Origin of the sequence: Allobosea sp. MMO-172 (assembly GCF_037147855.1) — a bacterium.
GTDB lineage: Bacteria > Pseudomonadota > Alphaproteobacteria > Rhizobiales > Beijerinckiaceae > Allobosea.
Genome location: NZ_JBBCUM010000003.1, coordinates 16,958 through 36,714 on the forward strand (window position 1 = coordinate 16,958; position 19,757 = coordinate 36,714).

The 19,757-nt window shown below is 66.7% G+C and carries 16 protein-coding genes; 6 read left to right on the forward strand and 10 right to left on the reverse strand.

All coding sequences use genetic code 11. From position 1 onward, the window contains the following. Positions 1-21: 21 nt before the first annotated feature. The 3 genes from WFK61_RS05380 (at position 22) to WFK61_RS05390 (ending at position 5,368) form a co-directional block, all read left to right on the forward strand. Positions 22-858: an alpha/beta hydrolase fold domain-containing protein gene (locus WFK61_RS05380; RefSeq protein ID WP_336810516.1), complete on the forward strand. Its 837-nt coding sequence runs from the start codon at positions 22-24 to the stop codon at positions 856-858. A 51-nt stretch (positions 859-909) separates the two neighbouring features. Continuing rightward, a complete protein-coding gene (locus WFK61_RS05385; RefSeq protein WP_336810517.1) occupies positions 910-2,109 on the forward strand; it encodes an efflux RND transporter periplasmic adaptor subunit in 1,200 nt (399 codons plus the stop codon). A 79-nt stretch (positions 2,110-2,188) separates the two neighbouring features. After that, complete coding sequence (locus tag WFK61_RS05390; protein WP_336810518.1) at positions 2,189-5,368, forward strand: efflux RND transporter permease subunit; 3,180 nt, start codon at positions 2,189-2,191, stop codon at positions 5,366-5,368. A gap of 196 nt (positions 5,369-5,564) precedes the next feature. Here the strand turns inward: WFK61_RS05390 and WFK61_RS05395 are convergent, their stop codons facing one another. The 5 genes from WFK61_RS05395 to WFK61_RS05415 form a co-directional block, all read right to left on the reverse strand. Beyond that, positions 5,565-6,437 carry an ABC transporter permease gene (locus WFK61_RS05395; protein ID WP_336810519.1) on the reverse strand — a complete coding sequence of 291 codons (873 nt, stop codon included), beginning with the start codon at positions 6,435-6,437 and terminating at the stop codon, positions 5,565-5,567. A 151-nt stretch (positions 6,438-6,588) separates the two neighbouring features. Beyond that, positions 6,589-7,635: an ABC transporter substrate-binding protein gene (locus WFK61_RS05400; RefSeq protein WP_336810520.1), complete on the reverse strand. Its 1,047-nt coding sequence runs from the start codon at positions 7,633-7,635 to the stop codon at positions 6,589-6,591. 35 nt (positions 7,636-7,670) lie between these two features. Beyond that, positions 7,671-8,729, reverse strand: a complete 1,059-nt coding sequence (locus WFK61_RS05405) for an ABC transporter ATP-binding protein (RefSeq protein WP_336810521.1) — start codon at positions 8,727-8,729, stop codon at positions 7,671-7,673. Positions 8,730-8,733: 4 nt separating this feature from the next. Next, complete coding sequence (locus WFK61_RS05410; protein WP_336810522.1) at positions 8,734-9,549, reverse strand: ABC transporter permease; 816 nt, start codon at positions 9,547-9,549, stop codon at positions 8,734-8,736. 159 nt (positions 9,550-9,708) lie between these two features. Beyond that, the gene (locus tag WFK61_RS05415; RefSeq protein ID WP_336810523.1) at positions 9,709-10,944 is read right to left on the reverse strand and encodes a metal-dependent hydrolase family protein; all 1,236 of its coding nucleotides are present in this window, start codon (positions 10,942-10,944) and stop codon (positions 9,709-9,711) included. A 220-nt stretch (positions 10,945-11,164) separates the two neighbouring features. On the opposite strand from WFK61_RS05415, the gene WFK61_RS05420 reads away from it, so the two are divergent. Continuing rightward, positions 11,165-12,274 (forward strand): CaiB/BaiF CoA transferase family protein, encoded by a 1,110-nt coding sequence (locus tag WFK61_RS05420; protein ID WP_336810524.1) that lies wholly within the window; start codon positions 11,165-11,167, stop codon positions 12,272-12,274. Between the two features lie 264 nt (positions 12,275-12,538). Further along, positions 12,539-13,282, forward strand: coding sequence for an aspartate/glutamate racemase family protein (locus tag WFK61_RS05425; protein WP_336810525.1), 744 nt, complete (start codon positions 12,539-12,541; stop codon positions 13,280-13,282). A 10-nt stretch (positions 13,283-13,292) separates the two neighbouring features. Here the strand turns inward: WFK61_RS05425 and WFK61_RS05430 are convergent, their stop codons facing one another. Then, positions 13,293-14,204, reverse strand: a complete 912-nt coding sequence (locus WFK61_RS05430) for an NAD(P)-dependent oxidoreductase (protein WP_336810526.1) — start codon at positions 14,202-14,204, stop codon at positions 13,293-13,295. Positions 14,205-14,305: 101 nt separating this feature from the next. Between WFK61_RS05430 and WFK61_RS05435 the strand changes: the two genes are divergently transcribed. Further along, a complete protein-coding gene (locus tag WFK61_RS05435) occupies positions 14,306-15,376 on the forward strand; it encodes a LacI family DNA-binding transcriptional regulator (protein ID WP_336810527.1) in 1,071 nt (356 codons plus the stop codon). A gap of 7 nt (positions 15,377-15,383) precedes the next feature. On the opposite strand, the gene WFK61_RS05440 is transcribed toward WFK61_RS05435, so the two are convergent. The 4 genes from WFK61_RS05440 to WFK61_RS05455 all read right to left on the reverse strand — a co-directional run bounded on the left by WFK61_RS05440 (position 15,384) and on the right by WFK61_RS05455 (position 19,656). After that, complete coding sequence (locus WFK61_RS05440) at positions 15,384-16,289, reverse strand: NAD(P)-dependent oxidoreductase (protein ID WP_336810528.1); 906 nt, start codon at positions 16,287-16,289, stop codon at positions 15,384-15,386. A 73-nt stretch (positions 16,290-16,362) separates the two neighbouring features. After that, positions 16,363-17,265 carry a carbohydrate ABC transporter permease gene (locus WFK61_RS05445; RefSeq protein ID WP_336810529.1) on the reverse strand — a complete coding sequence of 301 codons (903 nt, stop codon included), beginning with the start codon at positions 17,263-17,265 and terminating at the stop codon, positions 16,363-16,365. Continuing rightward, positions 17,258-18,214 carry a carbohydrate ABC transporter permease gene (locus tag WFK61_RS05450; RefSeq protein ID WP_336810530.1) on the reverse strand — a complete coding sequence of 319 codons (957 nt, stop codon included), beginning with the start codon at positions 18,212-18,214 and terminating at the stop codon, positions 17,258-17,260. The genes WFK61_RS05445 and WFK61_RS05450 overlap by 8 nt, the downstream gene beginning before the upstream one ends. Before the next feature lie 137 nt (positions 18,215-18,351). After that, complete coding sequence (locus tag WFK61_RS05455) at positions 18,352-19,656, reverse strand: ABC transporter substrate-binding protein (RefSeq protein ID WP_336810531.1); 1,305 nt, start codon at positions 19,654-19,656, stop codon at positions 18,352-18,354. Positions 19,657-19,757: the final 101 nt, after the last annotated feature.

A 19,757-nucleotide genomic window follows, 5' to 3' on the forward strand; every position in this document is an offset into this window, starting at 1 on the left:
ACGCAACAGCGAGGGTGAGCCATGCCCGCGATCGCCGCGCAGAAACTGCAACCGGTCCTCTCCGTCTTCTGGCGGGAGGAAACCCTGAGCGCCCGTGGGGAGACCTTCACCGGCCGCCTCTACGTTCCCGCCGAGGTCCCGGAGAATGCCGGGCTCGTGCTGCACCTGCATGGCGGCCACTTCAACAGCGGCTCGCCTGCCGAGGGGCAGGCCGTCGCCACGGCCCTGACCGAGGCCGGCGCCGTCGTGTTCTCGCTCGCCTATCCGCTCGCGCCGGTCCAGCGTTTCCCCGAGACGCTGGAGCGCATCTATGCAGCGCTCGAGGCTCTTGCCAGGGGCCGCAATCGCTGGGCGACGCGCGGCGCGCCGCTCTACATCGCCGGCGAGGAAGCCGGCGGCAATCTCGCCGCGGCACTCGCCATGATGGCGCGCGATCGCGGCGGCCCGGCGCTGGCCGGCCAGATCCTGTTCTCGCCGATGCTCGACGCCTGCCTCGGTACCGCTTCATTGCGCGGCGCGCAGGCCGGCCCGGTCGGCTGCCGCTGGGCCGATGGCTGGGCCGATTACCTCGGCACGCCCGAGCGCGCCGCGCACCCTTACGCCGCCCCACTTCAGGCGACCCGCCTCGCCGGCCTGCCGCCGGCGCTGCTGATCAGCGGGCAGGACGATCCGATGCGCGACGAAGCCGCACAATATGCCGATCGTCTCGGCCAGGCCGGCATCGCCGTCCGCCATGTCGAGTTCACCGCGCCGACGCGCTGGCCGCAGGCCTATGCGGACGCGGCGGAGGAAGGCTCCTGTCTCTGCAAGAGCTGCGGCGAGATCGCCGCTTTCTATGAACGGACCGCGCCCTCCTAGCGCCCTTACGCTTTCGAACACCCCAAGCATTTCCAAGGAAGGACCGACCCCATGATTCCGGGAACGAACCGTCGCGGCCTTTTGGCCGGCCTCACCGCCTCCGTCGCGCTGACCGCCATCACGGTCTTCGCATTGTCTGGCACCCGCGCGCAGGGCGACACCGCCCCTGCGGCGCCGCCGGCCGTCCCCGTCTCCGTCGCGACCGTCGAGGCGCGCGAGGTCGTGCCCTGGGCCGAATTCTCCGGCCGGCTGGAAGCGATCGAGCGCGTCGAACTGCGCTCGCGCGTTGCCGGCGTCGTCGAGGCCGTGCATTTCCGCGAGGGCAACCTCGTGAAGCAGGGCGACCTGCTCGTCAGCATCGACCAGGCGCCCTATCTCGCCGATCTCCAGCGCGCCGAGGCGCAGGTGCAGGGCGCAAAAGCGCGCGTCGCGCTCGCCGAAAGCGAGAACGAACGCGGCCAGCAATTGCTGGCGACCCGCAATCTCTCTCAGCGCGACGTCGACACCCGCGTCAACAATCTGCGGGAGGCGCAGGCCAATCTCCAGGCCGCCGAGGCCGCACGGCGTACGGCGCAGCTCAACCTCGACTACACCCAGATCCGCGCCCCGATCAGCGGCCGCATCGGCCGGCTCGACGTCACCGTCGGCAACCTGATCGCGGCCGGGGGGCAGGTCCTGACCTCGCTGCTCTCGGTCGATCCGATCTATGCCGCCTTCAACGCCGACGAGCGCAGCGTGCTCGACGCGCTCGCCTCGCTGCCGGACGGCTCGCGGGCACTGGAGCAGATCCCCGTCAGGCTCACCACCGCGACGGCGCAGGCCGCGCAGTTCACCGGCAAGCTGCATTTCGTCGATAACGGCATCGACGGCGCCAGCGGCACGGTGCGCGTACGCGCCCGGCTCGACAATCCCGACGGCAAGCTGATGCCCGGCCAGTTCGTCCGGGTCCAGCTCGGCCAGGCCAGGGCCGAGCAGCAGCTCGTCATCAACGAGCGCGCCGTCGGCACCGACCAGAACAAGAAGTTCGTCTTCGTCGTCGGCGACGACGCCAAGGCGGCCTGGCGCGAGGTCTCGCTCGGCGCCGCCCATGACGGCCTGCGCGTCGTCAATGCCGGCCTGAAGCCCGGCGAGCGCATCGTCGTCAACGGCCTCCAGCGCGTCCGCCCCGGCGCGACCGTCGCGCCCGAGCCGGTGCCGATGGCCGAGAAGAGCGAACTGAAGAAGCCCGCGACCGAACTCGCGCAACGCTGACCGACATGACCCGCCACGGATGCCGCAAGGACGGGTCCGTGGCCGCAGGTCCAATAAGCCGCTCGAAAGGGGGCACACCATGAACCTCTCGAAATTCTTCATCGACCGGCCGATCTTCGCGGCGGTCCTCTCCGTGCTCATCTTCCTGGCAGGGTTGCTCTCGATCAGGGCCCTGCCGATCTCCGAATACCCGGAGGTCGTCCCGCCGACGGTCGTCGTGCGGGCGCAATATCCGGGCGCGAGCCCGCGCGTGATCGCCGAGACGGTGGCGACGCCGATCGAAGAGCAGATCAACGGCGTCGAAGGCATGCTCTACATGTCGAGCCAGGCGACGACGGACGGCGTCATGACGCTGAACGTCACGTTCCGCCTCGGCACCGACCCGGACAAGGCCCAGCAGCTGGTCCAGAACCGGGTCAGCCAGGCCGAGCCACGCCTGCCCGAGGAGGTGCGCCGGCTCGGCGTCACCACGGTCAAGAGTTCGCCGGACCTGACGATGGTGGTGCACATCACCTCGCCGAACGGCCGCTACGACATGACCTATCTGCGCAATTACGCGGTGCTCAACGTCAAGGACCGGCTCGCCCGCATCGACGGCGTCGGCCAGGTCCAGCTCTTCGGCTCCGGCGACTACTCGATGCGCGTCTGGCTCGACCCGCAGAAGGTCGCCGAGCACGGGCTGTCGCCCGGCGACGTCGTGCGCGAGATCCGCGCCCAGAACGTCCAGGCCGCGGCCGGCGTCATCGGCGCCTCGCCGAATGCGCCCGGCCTCGACCTGCAGCTTTCGGTGAACGCGCAGGGCCGCCTCCAGACCGAGGAGCAGTTCGGCGAGATCATCGTCAAGACCGCGGCGGACGGCGCGGTCGTACGCTTGAAGGACATCTCACGCATAGAACTGGGCGCCGCCGACTATGCTTTGCGCTCGCTGCTCAACGGCAAGTCGGCCGTCGCCGTGCCGGTCTTCCAGGCGCCGGGCTCGAACGCCATCGCGATCGCCGACCGCGTCCAGGAGACCATGCGCGAGATCAAGCAGAACATGCCCGAGGGCGTGGACTACTCGATCGTCTACGACACCACCCAGTTCGTGCGCGCCTCGATCAAGGCCGTCATCTCCACGTTGCTGGAGGCGGTGGCGCTCGTCGTGCTCGTCGTCATCGTCTTCCTGCAGACATGGCGCGCCTCGATCATCCCGCTGGTCGCGGTGCCGGTCTCGGTCGTCGGCACCTTCGCGGTGATGTATCTCCTGGGCTTCTCGATCAATGCGCTGAGCCTGTTCGGGCTGGTGCTCGCGATCGGCATCGTCGTCGACGACGCGATCGTCGTGGTCGAGAATGTCGAGCGCAATATCGAGAGCGGCCTCTCGCCGCGCGAGGCGACCTACAAGGCGATGCGCGAGGTCTCCGGTCCGATCATCGCGATCGCGCTGGTGCTGGTCGCGGTCTTCGTGCCGCTCGCCTTCATCTCGGGCCTGACCGGGCAGTTCTACCGCCAGTTCGCGCTGACCATCGCGATCTCGACCGTGATCTCGGCGATCAACTCGCTGACGCTGTCGCCGGCGCTCGCCGCGCTCCTGCTCAAGGGCCATCACGCTCCCAAGGACGCGCTGACCCGCTTCATGGACAAGCTGTTCGGCTGGTTCTTCCGCGCCTTCAACCGCTTCTTCAACCGCTCGTCCGAGGCCTATGGCGGCGGCGTGCGCCGGGTGATCTCGCATCGCGCGGTGATGCTCGCGGTCTATGTCGTGCTGCTCGGTGCGACCGGCGTACTGTTCAAGGCGGTGCCCTCGGGCTTCGTCCCCGGGCAGGACAAGCAATATCTCGTCGGCTTCGCCCAATTGCCTGATGCCGCGACTCTCGACCGCACGGAGGACGTCATCCGCCGCATGGACGAGATCGCGCTGAAGCATCCGGGCGTCGAGAACGCCATCTCCTTCCCCGGCCTCTCGATCAACGGTTTCACCAATTCGTCGAATTCCGGCATCGTCTTCGTCGGCCTGAAGCCCTTCGATCAGCGCAAGGACCCGTCCTTGAGCGGCAACGCCATCGCGATGCAGCTCAACAAGGAGTTCTCGGGCGTCAAGGAGGCCTTCATCGCGATGTTCCCGCCGCCGCCCGTGCAGGGCCTCGGCACGATCGGCGGCTTCAAGCTGCAGATCGAGGATCGCGCCGGGCTTGGCTACGCGGCGCTGGACGAGGCGACCAAGGCCTTCATGGGCAAGGCCGCGCAGGCGCCGGAGATCGCCGGCATGTTCTCGAGCTTCCAGGTCAACGTTCCGCAGCTCTATGCCGATATCGACCGCACCAAGGCCCGCCAGCTCGGCGTGCCCGTGACCGAGGTCTTCGACACGCTGCAGACCTATCTCGGCTCGACCTATGTCAACGACTTCAACCGCTTCGGCCGCACCTACACCGTGCGCGTCCAGGCCGATGCGCCCTTCCGCGCCCAGCCGGAGCATATCGGCCAGCTCAAGGTGCGCTCGACCTCCGGCGAGATGATCCCGCTCAGCGCCGTGCTGAACGTGCGCACCGATTCCGGTCCGGAACGCGCCATGCGCTATAACGGCTTCCTCTCGGCCGACATCAATGCCGGCGCGGCTCCGGGCTTCTCCTCGGGACAGGCGCAGGAGGCGGTGGAGCGCATCGCGAAGGAGACGCTGCCCAAGGGCTTCGCCTTCGAATGGACCGAGCTGACCTATCAGGAGATCCTGGCCGGCAACTCGGCGGTGATCGTGTTCCCGGTGGCGATCCTGCTGGTCTTCCTTGTGCTGGCCGCCCAGTACGAGAGCATGACCCTGCCGATCGCGATCCTGCTGATCATCCCGATGGGCCTGCTGGCGGCACTGACCGGCGTCTGGCTTTCGGGCGGAGACAACAACGTCTTCACCCAGATCGGCCTCGTGGTGTTGGTCGGACTATCCGCCAAGAACGCCATCCTGATCGTCGAATTCGCGCGAGAACTCGAATTCGAGGGCAGGACGCCGGTCGAGGCCGCGATCGAGGCCAGCCGTCTGCGCCTGCGTCCGATCCTGATGACCTCGCTCGCCTTCGTCATGGGCGTGGTGCCGCTGGTGATCTCGACCGGGGCCGGCGCCGAAATGCGGCAGGCGATGGGCATCGCGGTCTTCGCCGGCATGATCGGCGTCACCGCCTTCGGCATCTTCCTGACGCCGGTCTTCTACGTGCTGATGCGGAAGCTCGCGGGCAACCGCCCGCTCGCCCGGCACGATATCGAGCAGCCGGTCCTGCAGGCTGCCGAGTGAAGCCCAAGCCAACGAGGAACCCGCCTCCGGCCACCAAGCCGGGGGCGGTTTCGTTGCCCCAAGCCCTCATCCTGAGGAGCAGCTGAAAAGCTGCGTCTCGAAGGATGCTCCAGTAGATTCCGGAGATAGCTGAAGCATCCTTCGAGACGCCGCTAACGCGGCTCCTCAGGATGAGGGCTCACATGGACAACCCGTCTCAGCGATAGCGCCGCTGCACGGTGAGATGGGCGATCATGGTGAGCAGGATCGTCGCGGTCATCAGGATGAACGAGATCGCGCCGCCGAAGGGCCAGTTGTTCTGCTGCGCGAATTGGCCATAGACCAGCGGCCCCATCATCTGGAATTTCGGCCCGCCCAGCAGCACCGGCGTGGCATAGGCGTTCATCGCCAGGATGAAGGTCAGGATCGTGCCGGCAAGGATGCCGGGCAGCGCCAGCGGCCAGAGCACGCGGCGGAACATGGCCGCGGGGCCGGCGCCAAGACTGAAGGCGGCCTCCTCGACATTGCGCGGGATGCCCTCGATCACGCTCTGCAGCGTCAGCACCATGAAGGGCAGGTTGACCGCGATGATGCCGATCAGCACCGCATTCTCGGTATACATGATCTCCAGCGGCTGATCGATCAGGCCAAGCCCCATCAGCGAGGCGTTGAACGCACCCTTGCTGCCGAACAGCGTCATCCAGCCGGCGGCGCGCACCGCGTTGCCGACGAAGAGCGGCAGTACCACCGCGATGACCATCAGGTTCTTGAAGCGGCTTTGCGTGCGCGCCAGCACATAGGCGAGCGGGAAGCCCATGATCAGGCAGGCCAGCGTGCAGATCACCGCGACGCGGACCGTGCGGGCGAGCACGTTGAGGTAATAGGCGTCGGTGAAGAACTTGACGTAGTTCTCGATCACCAGCGCATCGACCATGAACTGGCCGGGCACGAACTTGTTGAGCGAATAGCGGAACAGGATCGCGAGCGGCCCGATCAGCATGAGCGCGACGAAGAGCGTCGCCGGCACGACGAGCAGGCCGGCGAGTCTGGTGCGAGCGCCGGCGACGGCTTCGGGAGCGGAAACACTCATAACCAACTCCTGTCATTCCGGGGCATGCCGAAGGCATGAACCCGGAACCCACGACCGGGCGAGCGATCGCGGTTGCCGAAAATCCAGGTCTCGCCCAGTCGTGGGTTCCGGGTTCGCTCCTGCGGAGCGCCCCGGAATGACAAAGGGGGCATCAGCCCTTGAAGACCTTGTCCCACCATTCCTTCATCGCCGCGTCGTTCTTGGCGAGGAAGGCGTAGTCGAGATCCCTGAGCGTCTTCTCTTCCTCGGGCGTGAAGCCGATGCGCTTGTGCAGCGCCGGATCGACATTGAGGCCGGTGACCGTGCCGTTATAGCCCATGTCGACGGCGAAGGCCTCCTGCGGCGCCTTGGCCAGCATCGCGTCCATATAGGCGTAGGCATTGTCCTTGTTCGGCGCGTTCTTCTGGATCACGAAGCCCGAGACATAGGTCGGAATGCCCTCGATCGGCGAAACCGCCTCGCAGGGAATGCCGGCGTTCTGCCACTGCACGACACGCGCCTTCCAGATCGCGCTGATGCCGACTTCCTCGTTCTTCATCGCCTGGGCGAAGGCCTCGTTGGTCGGGTAGACGCGCGCCCCGGCCTTCTTGACCGCGAGCAGGACTTCCTTGGCCTTCTCGATGTCGTTCATGTCCTTGCCGTCGGTCGCAGCCATCGAGGCCGCGATGAAGATCGACTGGTACTGGATGTCGATGAAGCCGATCTTCGAGCCCCATTTCGGGTCGAGCCAGTCCTTGAAACCCTTCGGCGCCGGCGAGATGATCTTGGGATTGTAGATGACGACGTTGCCCGAATAGATGTGCCCCATGCCATAGGGGTACTTCATCGTCGGCAGCAGGTTCTTGGCGTTGGGCAGCTTGGAATAGTCGATCTGCTCGAGCACGCCGGCTTCGTTCATCTCGTACATGTTGGCGGCCGACAGGCCCTGGATGTCGACCGTGCCGCGCGGCAGGCGGCGTTCGGCGACCATCTTGGCGCGGCGTGGCGCGTCACCGGCCTGATCCTGGACCACTTCGAGTCCCTTGGGCTTGAGGATCGGGTCCTCGATGTTCTTGGTCAGGAGCCGCGCATAGTCGCCGCCCCAGGTACCGACGACGACGCGCCCGCCGGATTGGGCGAAGGCCGGCATGCCGGTCGCGGTGGCGAGCGCCGCCGCGCCCGCGCCTTTCAAAAGGTCCCGCCTGTCGAATGAAGCCATGGTAATCCCCTCGTTTTTGGACGCCGAATGAGCCTTCAGGCTCCTTGCGGATAGACGAGCCCGGCGCTTTCGGCCCAGCCTATCGTGATGGTTTCGCCCGGCTGCGGCTCGGCGAGCCCCACCCGGTTCGGAATCTGCAGGATCATGCGGTCCTGCTCGTTGAGCGCGACCTGCACATCGAGCAGCGCGCCGAGATAGGAGGCATGCTCGATCCGTGCCGGGAAGCGGTTGGCCAGCCCCTCCGCCTCGGCGCCGACGGCGATCCGCTCGGGCCGGAGCGCCAGCGTTGCCGGTCCTGCCGCCTCAGCGGCCGTGCAGGCGATATCGAGCCCACCGGCCGTGCGGAAGCGGCCCTGCCCCATGACCTGCCCCTCGATGAAGGCGCTGCGCCCGATGAAGCCGGCGACGAAGCGGTCGGCCGGCTTCTCGTAGAGCTCGCGCTGGGTCCCGATCTGGCGCACCTGCCCCTTTTCCATGACGACGAGGCGGTCCGCCATTGTCAGCGCCTCTTCCTGATCATGGGTCACCATGATCGTGGTCAGGCCGAGCTTCTGCTGCAATTCGCGGATCTCGATCCGGACTTCGAGCCTGAGCTTGGCGTCGAGATTGGAGAGCGGCTCGTCGAGCAGCAGCACCTTGGGCTCCATCGCCAGCGCGCGGGCCAGTGCGACGCGCTGCTGCTGGCCACCGGAAAGCTGGCGCGGATAGCGCTCGTCGAAGCCGCCGAGCCGCACGAGCCTGAGCGCCTCGGCGACGCGCGGGCCGCGCTCGGCCTGCGGTACCTTGTGCATTTCCAGCCCGAAGGCGACGTTCTGCGCCACGGTCATATGCGGGAACAGCGCATAGCTCTGGAAGACCAGTCCGCAATGGCGTTTCCACGGCGGCAGGTTGGTGACGTCCTGCTCGCCGATGGTGATCGCCCCGGAACTCGGCGCGATGAAGCCGGCAACCATGCGCAAGGTCGTGGTCTTGCCGCAGCCGGAGGGGCCAAGCAGCACGAGGAACTCGCCATCGGCGACGGTGATGTCGACATCGTCGACGACCGTCAGCGCGCCATAGGTCTTCTTCAGATGCGAGATAGAGAGCCGCGCCATCCGTTCACACCACCCGGCTCAGTTTGACATAGCGATCGGTCACGATCATCGCGACGCAGATCAGGACGATCTGGATGAGGGAGGCCGCGGCCACCGTCGGGTCGATCTTCCATTCGAGATACTGGAGGATCGCGATCGGCAGCGTCGTCCGCCCCGGCCCGACCAGGAACAGGCTCATCTCGAGATTGCCGAACGAGGTCACGAAGCCGAACAGCGAAGCCGCGACGATGCCGGGCCGGATGCTCGGCAGCATCACCCGCCAGAAGGTCGTGACCGGGCCGGCGCCAAGATTCTGCGCGGCTTCCTCGATCGAGCGGTCGAAGCCGGCGAGGCTCGCCGTCACCAGCCGCACCACCCAGGGGATGACGACGAGCGTATGCGCGGCGATGAGGCCGGCGAGCGAGCCCATCACCGGCAATTGCGTGGCGATCTCGACCTCGATCTGGAAGACATAGGTCGCGGTGCCCAGCACGATGCCCGGCATCACCAGCGGCAACAGCAAGAGCGTGCTGACGCCCGGTCCGAGCGGAATGCGATGGCGTACCAGCGCAAGGCTCGCCGGCACGCCGAGGAGGAGGCCGATCAGCGTCGACGCGACGGCGACCTGGAGGCTCAGCATGAAGCCGTCGATGAAGGGCTTGTTGTTGGCCGCCGCGGCGAACCATTTCAGCGAGTAGCCTTCCGGCGGGAAAGACGGAATCTCCTGCCGGAAGAAGGCGAGCCAGGTCACGAAGATCAGCGGCAGCAGGATGAAGCCGAGCGAGAGCGCGGCCGCACCATTCAGCGCATAGCGCCCGAAGCGCTGCGAACCGGCGCTCACCCGGCGTTTTCCCGATGGCAGGCCGCTCCGGCAGCCTGCCGCTTGCTGTCCGCTGTGAAAACCAAAACCGTCCCCTCTTTTGTCAGACAGTTTGCGACGCCAGTTACAAACAGTGAAGCCCGCTTTTCCGTCATCGGCTGGCCGGCGCTTGGGCAGGTTTCAGTGCAGCGTGTTCTTGTGGAAGGCGCCGCCCTTCATGATCGCCGCCAGGTGCTTGCCCTGCTCCTGGAACAGCGCGAGGTCCTTGAGCGGGTCCCCGTCGACGAGGATCAGGTCCGCGAAGGCGCCGGTCTGAACCGTGCCGAGCTTGCCTTCCATGCGCAGGATCTGGGCACCGACCGTGGTCGCCGAGCGGATGATTTCCAGCGGCGAGAGCACCTCGCGACGCAGCAAGAACTCGCGCGACTGCTCGCTCTGCAACTGGCCGAGCAGGTCCGAGCCATAGGCGACGGGCACGCCGGCGCGCTTGCAGATTTCGAGGGAGCGCAGGCCGCCGTCGATGACGAGGTCGTTCTTGGCCAGCATGTCGCCGGTCATGCCGAACTCGGCCGCCCTCTCCTTCATCGCGTAATAGGCGACGAGATTGGCGGTCAGGAACATGTTGTTCTCCGCCATCAGCTTGGCCGAGGCCTCGTCGATCAGGTTGCCGTGCTCGATCGCGCGCACGCCGCATTGCGCGGCCCGGGTGATCGCCTCCGGCGTATAGGCATGGGCGCAGACATAACGGCCGAAGGCCTTCGCCTCCTCGACCGCGGCCTTCACCTCGTCGACGCTGAACTGCATCGAATCGAGCGGGTCGTAGGGGCTGGCGACGCCGCCCGACATCATGATCTTGATATGGTCCGCGCCGAGCCGCATCTGCTCGCGCACCGACTTGCGCACCGAGGAGACGCCGTCGGAGACGTTCATCGTATAGGCCATGGCGTTGCAGCAATGGCAACGCGCGCCGAAATCGGTGCGCCGGCGCGGGTCGCTATGGCCGCCGGTCGGGCCGATGGCAGCGCCGGCGATGAACAGGCGCGGCCCCGCGACATCGCCCTTCTCGACCGCCTCCTTGATGCCCCAGTCGGCGCCGCCGGTATCGCGCACGCTGGTGAAGCCGCGATCGAGCATGCCCTTCATCAGGCGCACGGCGCGCGCCGTCATCAACGTCAGCGGCATGCTCTCCATCGTCCGGATATAGACCTCGGACAGGAAGACATGGACATGGCTGTCGATCAGGCCCGGCATCAGCGTGCGGCCGCCGCAATCGATCACATCGGCCTTGGCCAGCTTCAGCGGCTTGTCGGAAAGCTCGCGGATCGTGTCGCCCTCGACGACGAGCTCGTAGCCCTGTCGGAGCTCACCGAAACCGGGTTCGAGCAAAGCGAAGTTCTTGAAATGCAGCATCGTCATTCCCGCCTCCGAACATGCTTGCCGGCGCACACCCGGCTCCAGACGGCTGCATGATATGCACGCAACATCCAACTTGTCGACAGAGCAGAATCGTTTGAATCCGCTTTCGGAGAAGATCCTTCGTCCGCCGCCGATCTCGGGGGGTGCCCTACCGTTAGAGGCGTTGCGCCACCGATCGATGGCAGCTTCACTGCGGCTCGAACGGAGATTCGCACACGCCATGCCTGGACCACTGGACGGGATCAAGATCGTCGACCTGACCACGGTCATCGCCGGCCCCTACGCGACGCAGACGCTGGGCGACATGGGCGCCGATGTCCTCAAGGTCGAGCCTCCGGGCGGCGACATCATGCGCGCCCCCGGCCCCGCTCGTTCGCCCGGCATGGGCGCGGCCTTCCTCAACTGCAACCGCAACAAGCGCAGCATCGCGCTCGACATGAAATCGGCCGAGGACCTTGCCCGCCTGCGCGCGCTCATCGCCGATTCCGACATCTTCATCCACAACATGCGCATGGAGGCCGCCCGCCGTTACGGGCTCGACCCGGAGACGTTGCTCGCCGGCCATCCGCGCCTGATCTACTGCGCCATCGTCGGCTTCGGCCAGGACGGGCCCTATCGCGACCGCCCGGCCTATGACGATGTCATCCAGGCCGCCTCCGGCTGGGCCGCGCTGGCCGAGCGCAGCGGCGATGCGCCGGCCTATGCCCCCACCATCGTCGCCGACAAGACGACCGCTCTCTTCGCCGTCGGCGCGATCAATGCCGCGCTTTATCACCGGGCGGTGTCGGGCGAAGGCCAAGCGATCGAGGTCCCGATGTTCGAGGCGATGGTCTCCTTCCTCGCCGTCGAGCATCTCGGCGGGCTGAGCTTCGAGCCCGCGCTCGGCTCCAGCGGCTATTCGCGCGTTCTGTCCCGCAACCGCAGGCCCTATCGCACCGCGGACGGTTTCATCGCGGCGATGCCCTATACGGCAGCACATTGGCGCGCGCTCTTCCAGGCCGCTGGCCGCGAGGATTGGGCGATGGAACCGGCGCTCAGTGACGGCGCGGCGCGCGCCGCGATGATCGACACGCTCTACGAGAGGCTGGCGGAATGCCTGCTGCAGCGCCCGTCCGCCGAATGGCTGGCGATCCTCGACCGGATCGATGTCCCCTGCTCCGCGATCAACACGCTCGACGACCTGCTGGACGACCCCCATCTGAAGGCAACCGGCTTCTTCGCGACTGTCGATCATCCCGAGGAAGGGCGCCTCGTCACGACGAAGCCGCCGATCCGCTTCAGCCGGACGCCCTGCGCGATCACGAAACAGGCGCCAAGCCCGCCGCGCTGATCGCAGTGCCGTGCCGGCACCCTCATCACGCCCTTGCTGTCGGCGCAGCGGAATGCGAGAACGCCGGGCAGTGCGAACAAGTGCCGGCCGTGCCGGAATGGAAGCACTGTTTCTCCATTCCTCCGCTTGCGAGCCGAACGGCCCATCTGCTGTTGATTTCAAACCGATGAGACACCGTTCGCTCCTGACAGCCGCTACTAGGCCATTGCCCGATCGGACGATCGGCGATGCCGCGCGGCTGGATTACGGATTGTGAGGCCTCGCTTGCGCATTCTCCTGCTCAACCCCAACACCATGCCGGAGATGACGGCGCTGGTGACCCGCGTGGTCCAGCCCTATCTGCCGGCGCAGGCCGAACTCGTGCCGGTGACGGGTCGCTTCGGGGCGGAATATATCGCCAGCCGCAGCGCCAGCATCATCGCCGCGCATGCCGCGCTCGAAGCCTTCGCCGAGCATGGTCAGGATTGCGACGGCGTCTATCTCGCCTGCTTCGGCGACCCCGGCCTGCTCGCCCTCAAGGAGATGGCGCGCATCCCGGTGATCGGCATGGCCGAGGCCAGCAGCCGCTACGCCGCGGAAAAGGCCGAGCGCTTCGCCATCGTCACCGGCGGCGAACGCTGGGGTCCGATGCTGCATGAATTCGTCGGCTCGATCGGGCTGGGCAAGCGCCTCGCCGCCGTCGAGACCGTCGCGCCCACCGGTGCCGATATCGCCCGCGACCCCGACGGCTCGATCGCCATGCTGGCAGAGGCCTGCAACCGGGTCGCCCGGCGTGACGGCGCAGGCGCTGTCATCCTCGGCGGTGCCGGGCTCGCCGGTCTCGCGCCCCGCGTCCAGCCACATGTCGACGTGCCCGTGATCTGCTCGGCCGAAGCCGGCATCCGCATGCTGCTGGCCGAACTCGACCAGCCCCGGCCGAAGCCGCAGGAGGGCGACCTCGCCCTGCCTGCCCCCGTTTCCAGCACGGGACTTTCGAACGGCCTCTCCCGACTGCTGGCCCAGCCCTGAGCAGCGCCGCTCAGCCCTTGCCGGCGAGCGAGGTGCCGTTCAGCCCGGCGATCCAGTCCGAGAGCATCGGCACGTAGTCATCGCCCTTGCCGCTGGCGACGGCGGCGGCATAGCTGTTCTTCACGGCATTGCCGATCGGGTTGGCCACGCCCGCATCATTGGCCACGCTCTCCAGATAGCGCACGTCCTTCAGCGCATTGGTCAGCGTGAACTTGTGGGCGTCGCGGTCGCGCTCCAGCACGTATTTCATGAAGGTCTGGTAGAAGCCGCAATCCATGCGGCTGCCGCGAATGACGCTGTCGAAGGTCTGCGGCGTGATGCCGATCTTCTGGCCGAGCGTCAGCGCCTCCGCATAGATCGCGGCATAGCCCAGCGACAGGAAATTGTTGATCAGCTTCATCTTGTGGCCGTCGCCGACGGGACCGAGATGGACGATCTTCTGCGCCCAGGCCTCGCAGGCGGGCTTGATCCGGGCGAAGACCTCCGGCGAGGCGCCGACCATCGCCGAGAGCTGGCCGAGCGCGGCCTGCGCCGGCGTGCCGCCGAGCGGGGCGTCGGCAAGGTGCAGCCCTTTCGCCTCCAGCTCGGCCGCAAGCTTCACCGTCACCGTCGGGTCGGAGGTCGAGCAATCGACGATCACCGTGCCCGGCTTCGCCCCCGCGATGATGCCGTTCTCGCCTCTCAGCACCGCCTCGACCTGGGGCGAACCGGTCACGCACAGGAAGATGATACCGGAGCGCGCCGCCAGCTCCTTCGCCGTCTTCGCCTCGGTCGCACCGACCGCGACCAGCTCCTCCACCGGCTTGCGATTGCGGTGTCCCATTACGGTCAGCGGGAAGTCTTTCTCGAGGAGATTGCGGGCCATGCCCTGCCCCATCAGGCCGACGCCGATGAAACCCACGGACTCTTTGGTTGCAGTCATCTTCAAATTCTCCCGCTGATATGGTTGAGATGGAGCCGGAAGTCGGCGAAATGGCCGGACCGGAAGCCGGCCTTCAGGCCCGCGCTCAGTGTGGACGAGTCATGACCGCCAGCGACCCGCCCGGGCCCCGCCAGCCCAACAGCCCGCCGCCAGCCGGCCGCGCCCGCGTGACCCTCCAGGTCATCGCCGAGCGCCTCTCGGTCTCGACCGCGACGGTGTCGCTGGCCTTGCGCGGTTCGCAGCTCGTGGCGGAAGCGACGCGCAACCGCGTGCGCGAGATCGCCCGCGAGATGGGCTACAGCTACAACCGCAGCGCCGCCTCGCTGCGCACCGACCGCACCAACATCATCGGCGTCGGCTTCCACGACATCACCAATCCCTATTTCGCCGAACTGCTCGCGGCGATCGAGGAAACCGCCGGCCGCTACGACCGCTCGATCTTGCTCGGCACCTATGCCGAGAACCTCGACCGGCAGCAGCGCGTGCTCGGCACGCTGGCCGAGTACCGGCCGGACGGCATGGTCCTGTGCTCGGCCGGCGGCAGCTCGGCGGAAAGCCTCAGCCCCCTGATCGATGCCGGCATCCCGATCGTCCAGCTTTCGCGCGAGATTCCCGAGCTCGATCTCGATTTCGTCGGCGCCGACGATCGCCACGGCGCCAATCTCGCGATGGAGCACCTGATCGGGCTCGGCCATCGCCGCATCGCCTTCCTCTGCGCCAACGAGAGCATCTCGACCGGCCGCAACCGCTATGCCGGCTATCGTGACGCGCTCGCCCGCCACGGCCTGCCCTTCGACCCGGCGCTGGTCCATTTCGATTACGGCACCCGCGAGAACGGGCTGAAAGGCATCCAGAAGGTGCTCGACGCCCATGATCCGCCGACCGCCGCCACCTGCATGAACGACCTCGCCGCCTTCGGCGCCATGCTCGGCCTGCGCCATCGCGGGCTGGAGGCCGGCAGCGATTTCTCCATCGTCGGCTGCGACGACGTGAAGGAGGCGGCGCAGTGGTTCCCGGCGCTGACCACCATCTTCAACTTCCAGAACGAGATGGGCGCCAAATCGGCCGAGTTCCTGCTGAACCGCATCGCCGATCCCACGGCCCCGATACAGCGCCTGCTGCTGACGCCGGCCCTCCACATCCGCGGAACGACCTGCCCGCCGCGGCGCTGAGCCCGCGTCAGGCATCGTTCGCGGGCTTGGCGTTGAGCGCCCGGTAGGCCCGCACGACCTGCGAATCGTCACGCCCGCCATGGCCGAGGCCCGACGCCGACAGGAACATCTGGTGCGCCGCGGCGGCCAGCGGCAGCGCCGTCTTCGCGGCTCGCCCCGCATCGAGCACGATGCCCAGGTCCTTGACGAAGATATCGACGGCGCTGGCCACCACCGGATCGGGCTCATGCATGCGCGGCCCGCGATCCCGGAGCATCCAGGACGAGGCGGCGGAGCCGCCCATGATCTCGAAGAGCAGACGCCCGTCGATGCCGGCCTTCTCGGCCAGCGACAGGGCCTCGGCCGCGACCGCGATATGCACGCCGCAGAGCAGCTGGTTGACGGTCTTCACCGTCGCGCCCTGCCCCGCCTTCTCGCCGACGTGGAAGACCTTGTCGCCGAGCGCGTCGAGCACCGGCTTCGCCCGCGCGAAGCTGTCGCTGGGCGCCCCGACCATGATGGTGAGCGTCGCATTGCGCGCACCGTTCACACCGCCGGAAACGGGCGCGTCAATGAAGTGCCGCCCGGTCCTCGTGACCTCCGCCGCGATCGCCTCGGCCTCGCCCGGCGGGCAGGTCGCCATCAGGATGACGGTCGCGCCCGGCGCCAGCACATCGAGAGCCCCGGCCTCGAACAGCACCGAACGCGCCTGCGCCGCATTGACCACCATCAGCACCAGCGCCTCGGCGCCTTCAGCCGCCTCCTTCGCGCTCGCGGCGGCATGCCCGCCGGCCGCGACGAGCGCTTCCCGCGCCGCCTCGCGCATGTCGAAGCCGATGACGCGGAATTGCTTCTTCACGAGGTTCTCGGCCATCGGCGCGCCCATGGCGCCGAGCCCGACGAAGGCGATGCTGGAGATCGGTTGAGCGGACATGAGGCAGACACTCTCGGAACGAAAGCGGGCACAGCTCGCGCCATGCCCGCAAAGAAACCCGACGCTAGGCCGGTTACTCCTTCACCGCACCCGTCATGGACGCGACGTAGTAGTCGACGAAGAAGGAATAGAGGATCGCCACCGGGATCGAGCCGAGCAGCGCGCCCGCCATCAGCGAGCCCCAGTGATAGACGTCGCCCTCGACGAGCTGGGTCAGCACCGCGACCGGAACCGTCTTCTTCTCCGCCGACTGGATGAAGGCGAGCGCATAGATGAACTCGTTCCAGGACAGGGTGAAGGCGAAGATGCCGGCCGAGATCAACCCGGGCATGGCGAGCGGCAGCGTGATCCGCCACAAGGTCTGCAGCCGCGTCGCCCCGTCGATCATCGCGCATTCCTCGAGCTCGTAGGGGATCGACTTGAAATAGCCGATCAGGAGCCAGGTGCAGAACGGGATCAGGAAGGTCGGATAGGTCAGGATCAGCGCCAGCGGCGAGTCGAACAGGCCGAACTGGAAGATCAGCGTCGCCAGCGGGATGAACAGGATCGAGGGCGGCACGAGATAGGCGAGATAGATCGCCAGACCGACATATTGCGAACCCCTGAACCGCAGGCGCTGGATCGCATAGGCCGCGAGCACGCTGGAGAACAGCGAGAGCGCCGTCGCCACGGCCGCGACCATCATCGTGGTCCACAGCCATTGCGGATAGTCGGTCTGGAACAGCAGCTTGTTGATGTTCTCCAGCGTCGGCGACTTCACCCAGAACGGGTTGTTGTTCTTGTAGTCGAGCAGTTCGCCGTTCGGTTTGATCGCCGTGATCGCCATCCAGTAGAACGGGAACAGCAGCACGAGCACGAAGACCGAGAGCGGCAGATAGAGCGTGATGAAGCGCCGCGGGCCGGACGACCAGTCGATGACGCCTTCGCGTTCCTTGTCGGTGAGCTGCGGGCGTGTGGCGAGGGTCTGGTCAGTCATTGTCTTCCCCCTGCTGCCACTTCCGCCGGGACAGGCCGTAATAGCTGAACAGCGTCGCCATCACGAGGAACGGGATCATCGCCACCGCGATCGCCGCGCCCTCGCCGAGCTGGCCGCCGGGAATGCCGCGCTGGAAGGCGAGCGTCGCCATCAAATGCGTGGCGTTGACCGGTCCGCCGCGGGTGATCGCGTAGACCAGCTGGAAATCGGTGAAGGTGAACAGCACCGAGAAGGTCAGCACCACCGCCAGGATCGGCATCAGCATCGGCAGCGTGACATGCCGGAAGCGCTGCCAGGAATTGGCGCCATCGAGCATCGCCGCCTCGTAGAGCGAGGGCGAGATCGTCTGCAGGCCGGCGAGCAGGCTGATCGCGACGAAGGGAATGCCGCGCCAGATATTGGCCGCGATCAGCGAGAACCGCGCCGACCAGGGCTGGCCGAGAAAGTCGATATAGGTATCGCGCCAGCCGAGTACGTCGACGAGCACATAGGAGATGATCGAGAACTGCGGATCGTAGATCCACCAGAAGGCGATCGCCGAGAGCACGGTCGGCACGATCCAGGGGATCAGGATGATCGCCCTGAGCAGCGACTTGAACGGCAGATGGTTGTTGAGCAGCAGCGCCAGCCACAGGCCGAGCGCGAACTTCCCGAAGGTCGCCACGCCCGTATAGAGCAGCGTATTCCAGACCGAGGTGATGAACACCCGATCATGCCAGAGCGACTCGAAATTCTCGAAGCCGATGAAGATGCCGGGCCTGCCGATGCGCGTATCGGTGAAGGCGAGCCAGATGCCAAGGCCCAGCGGATAGCTGAGGAAGACCAGCAGGAAGCCCGCCGCCGGCAGCAGGCACAGGAAGATCAGGAACGGCTTGTTATCGAACAGTCGCACCAGCCAGCTTTGCTGCAGGTTATAGACGGTTCGCGATTCGGCGGCAGCTACGGCCATGGCGCCCTCGCGTTCAGGTCGGCAGTGGCACCGGAGCGAAAGGCGAAGGCCGCCTCCCGCGATCATCCGATGCGATCTCGCAGCGGCCGCCGGACGAGCCGGCAGCCGCATGTCTCCGGGTCAGCGCGACCGGCGCATCACGTCCGATAGTAGCGCCGGGCGCGGCGCTCGGCCTCCTTGGCGGCCTCCTCCGGCGTCGCCTGGCCGGCGCAGACCGAGGCCACCATCTGGACGACCACATACTCGGCGTTCACGGTACCGGCGGCCTCGTTGATCGAGCCCTTGTAGCCGCTCCAGAGCGCGCGCTCCCAGGTGTCGCGATAGATCAGGATCTTGGGATCGCTCGACCAGACCTTGCTGTCGGCATAGCCCTTGAGCGGCTGCGCCCAGTAGCCGGAGCTGCCGGTCAGCCACTTGTCGTAGTTCTCGCGCTCCATCATGAAGCGCAGATAGGCCAGCGCCGCTTTCGGGAACTTGGTGTGCTTGAACGCCATGGCGTTGATGATCAGCGCCGGCTCCGAAGGACGCCCGAGCGGCCCGACCGGCATCATCGCATGGTTCAGGTCCTTGCCGATCGCAGCGGTCTTCTCGTCCTTCGAGTTCTTGATCGAGAAGTAGAGCGACACGCCGTTCTGGGTGACCGAGATTTCACCGGCCGAGAGCGCCTTGTTGTTGCTGATGTCGAGCCAGGACAGCGTGCCCGGGATGAAGGTCTCGTAGAGCGCCTTGGCGTATTTCAGCGCCTCGATCGTCTCCTTGGAGTTGATCGTGACCTTGTTGTTCTCGTCGACCATATGGCCGCCATGGGTCCAGACGAGCCAGTTGCAGAAGGCATTGCCGTCGCCGACCGCGTTGCCGAGCGCGAAGCCGGCCGGGTGGCCCTGCTCCTTGAGCTTGCGGCAGAGCTTGAGGAAGCCGTCGAGATCCTTCGGGAAGGCGTCGAAGCCGGCTTCCTTGACATGAGATTCGCGATAGACCGCCGGCGCGCCGGAGGCGCCCATCGGGATCGAGACCCACTGGCTGGTCTTGTCCTTCTTGCCGTATTTCTCGGCGATCGGGTACCAGCCGCCATTCTTCTTGCCGAGATCCTCGGCCAGCGCGGTGAGGTCGATCAGCTTGTCCGAGAAGATGTGCGGATCATCGGCCCAGCCGACGACGATATCGGGGCCGGCGCCGGTATTGGCGGTGACAGCGGTCTGCGGCCGCAGGTCCTCCCAGCCGGCATAGTCGACCTTGACCTGAACGCCCGTCGCCTTGGTGAAGGCAGCGGTGTTCTCGTCGAAGATCTGCTGGTCGAGGTCGACGAATTTGGTCGGGCGCAGAACGCGCAGCGTCGCGCCCTTCTCGACATCGGCCTGCGCGATGGCCGACGAGAGCGGCAGGGTCGCGCCCGCCGCGAGGCCGGCGCCGCCGATCAATACGTCTCTTCTGGAAATGCTCATGGAAACCGTCTCCTCCGTTGGGCGGCGGCGGCCTGCATGGGACCACCGTCCTGCATGATTTATGGGCGTTGACAGCGATCATCCGTCGCCCTGGCTCGCAG